This is a genomic window from Rhizobacter sp. P2_H2, from assembly GCF_056403375.1.
Map to the genome: position 1 here is coordinate 1 of NZ_JBFUFP010000779.1, position 2,620 is coordinate 2,620.

The following is a 2,620-nucleotide window of genomic DNA, read 5'->3' on the forward strand; positions in this document are numbered from 1 at the left end:
GTATGCGAACGGCGGCAGCACGCCGACCAGCTCGCTGCCGTTGACCGGCACGCTCGAGCCGGGCAAGACGCTGGTGCTGATCCACGCCTCGTTCACGACCACCGTCACGCTGCCGGGCGCGCTGAAGGTCGGCGTCGTCAACTTCAACGGCAACGACGCGGTGACACTGGAGAAGTCGGGCACCGTGGTCGATTCGTTCGGCCAGGTCGGCTTCAATCCCGGCACCGCGTGGACCAGCAGCACGCTGACGACGCTCGACCGCACGCTACGCCGCAAGCCGGGCATCGTGCACGGCAGCGTGCCGGCCACGGCACCGGCGGCGTGGGACCTGAGCAGTGAATGGGTGGGGTTCCCGATCGACACGTTCGACGGGCTCGGGAGCCACCTTGCACAGTGAAGTCGGCAGTGATGTGAGCCGTGAGGGTGGCAGTGCAGTCCGCAATCGAGGGCTCGGTAACGGCAGATGTGCTGCAACAACTGCGACACCGCTGAAACATCGGCGATACCGGACGTGGGCATCCTTGCGGGCTTCATCAACAGGGAGCCCACCATGCAAACCTCGAACGACCTCACCCGCCGCTTCATCGCCATCGCCGCCGGATCCGGCGTCCTCGCCCTCGTGCTGTGCCTGACACCGATGCTGGGCGCCAACGCCCCCGATGCCGGCGCCTTCACCGCATCGGGCGGCCTCGTCGCCGACACCGCCCCCGCCGCACCGGCGAGCGATGCCGGCATCTACGCCGGCCCGGCAATCAACGAGTCGGCCGCCACCACGCAGTGATGTCAGTGACCGCAGGGATCTGCGGTGACCGCAGTGACCCTCACTTCACCTGCGGCACATACACCTTCGGCTGCGCCGGCTTGCCCATCCCCGCTCCGAGGAAGAAGCTGGTGTTCGGCGGTTGGTTGTAGGCCGAGTTCTGGTTCGCGATCGCCGAGCGGTACTGCGTGTCGTGCATCAGCGTGCGAAGCCGTTCGGTGGTCGGGATCGTCGTCGTGAAGATCATCAGCTCGCTGTTGTTGGCGTTGCGCCAGATCACCTCCTCGCGCCAGTCGCCGAACAGGTCGGCCGAGAGGTTCGGCGTCGCCTTCGTCGTGTTGTTCGACGCGGCGTTGTAGTTCGACGCGGTCAGCAGCCGGTCGATCTTCTCGGTGGCCGGATTCCACTTGTCGATGGTCGTGCCGTCGAGCAGCTCGCGCAGCAGGTCGCCATCCCAGTACACGCCGAAGTTGACACGCGACGGACGGCGGTCCGAGATCGACTCGCCCTTCGCGCTGGTCAGCCCGCCCACCGTGGCCCAGCTCTCGGCGCCCGGGTAGCGCGGATCGACATCCATCACGACGCCGCGGCCCACGTCGGCCCCGCCGCCCGGCAGGCTCCACAGGATCCTGCCGGTGGCCGCGTCGTGCATCTCCACGCCGTGCGCACCGTAGCTGCCCGGCTCCTCGTGGACCATCATCACCTCCTTGCCGGGGCGCGCCGGGTCGAAATCGCTCACGTGCAGCGCATCGCCATGGCCGAGTCCGGTGGAATACAGGCCCTTGCCGCTGGAATCGATCGCGGCGGCGCCGAACACGATGTCGTCCTTGCCGTCGCCGTTCACGTCGGCGATCACCAGGCTGTGCGCGCCCTGCCCGCGGTACGCCGCGTTGCCGCTGGTGCTGGAGTCGAAGGTCCAGCGCGAGGCGAGCTTGCCGTCGCGCCAGTCCCAGGCCGCGATCACCGCGCGGGTGTAGTAGCCGCGGCTCATGACCAGGCTCGGCCGCTGGCCGTCGAGGTACGCCACGCCGGCGAGGAAGCGGTCGACCCGGTTGCCGTAGCTGTCGCCCCAGCTCGACACCGTGCCGCGTGCCGGCACGTACGCGGTGGTCGCCATCGCCTTGCCGGTCAGGCCGTTGAAGACGGTCAGGTACTCGGGGCCGCTCAGGATGTAGCCGGTGCTGTTGCGGTGGTCGGCGGTGGCGCTGCCGATCACCGCGCCGGTGCCGTCGATCGTGCCGTCGCCGGTCTTCATCGCGACCTCGGCACGGCCGTCGCCATCCAGGTCGTRGACGATGAACTGCGTGTAGTGCGCACCGGCGCGGATGTTGCGGCCGAGGTCGATGCGCCACAGCCGCGTGCCGTCGAGCTTGTAGGCATCGACGAACACGTTGCCGGTGTAGCCGGATTGCGAGTTGTCCTTCGAGTTGGACGGATCCCACTTGACGATCAGTTCGTAGTCGCCGTCACCATCGACATCGCCGACGCTCACGTCGTTCGGGCTGTAGTCGTAGGCCACGCCGTCGGGCGTGGTGCCGCCGGCCGGGCGTTGCAGCTTGACGGTCAGGTACTGTTGCGGCCACGTCGCGGTGGCGCTGCTCTGCGCCTGCTCGACGCCGTTGACGACCGCGGCCACGCTGTACTTGGCGCTCGCGCTGCCGCCGGCATCGACGTAGTTGGTGCTGCTCGCGATCGGGCTCGCGTTCAGCTTGCTGCCGTTGCGGTACAGGTTGTACGTGACGCTGTCGGCCTCGGTGCCCAGCATGCGCCAGCTGACGAAGACGCCGGTGCCGGTGGCGACGGCCACGACGCCGCGGTCAAGGAACTCGACCTGGCGTGAGCCGGCGACCGGGCCGGTGG

General features: G+C 68.5%; 3 protein-coding genes. 2 read left to right on the top strand and 1 reads right to left on the bottom strand.

Annotated elements, in window-relative coordinates; all coding sequences use genetic code 11:
• Both AC1D15_RS26175 and AC1D15_RS26180 read left to right on the top strand, forming a co-directional pair.
• Positions 1-397 (top strand): lamin tail domain-containing protein (locus tag AC1D15_RS26175; RefSeq protein WP_489739964.1); only part of this gene is annotated, 397 nt, incomplete at its 5' end.
• Between the two features lie 153 nt (positions 398-550).
• On the top strand, positions 551-781 hold the full coding sequence (locus AC1D15_RS26180; RefSeq protein WP_047503063.1) for a hypothetical protein: 231 nt from the start codon (positions 551-553) through the stop codon (positions 779-781).
• A 40-nt stretch (positions 782-821) separates the two neighbouring features.
• On the opposite strand, the gene AC1D15_RS26185 is transcribed toward AC1D15_RS26180, so the two are convergent.
• On the bottom strand, positions 822-2,620 hold a 1,799-nt coding region (locus AC1D15_RS26185), incomplete at its 5' end, for a rhamnogalacturonan lyase (RefSeq protein WP_477828290.1).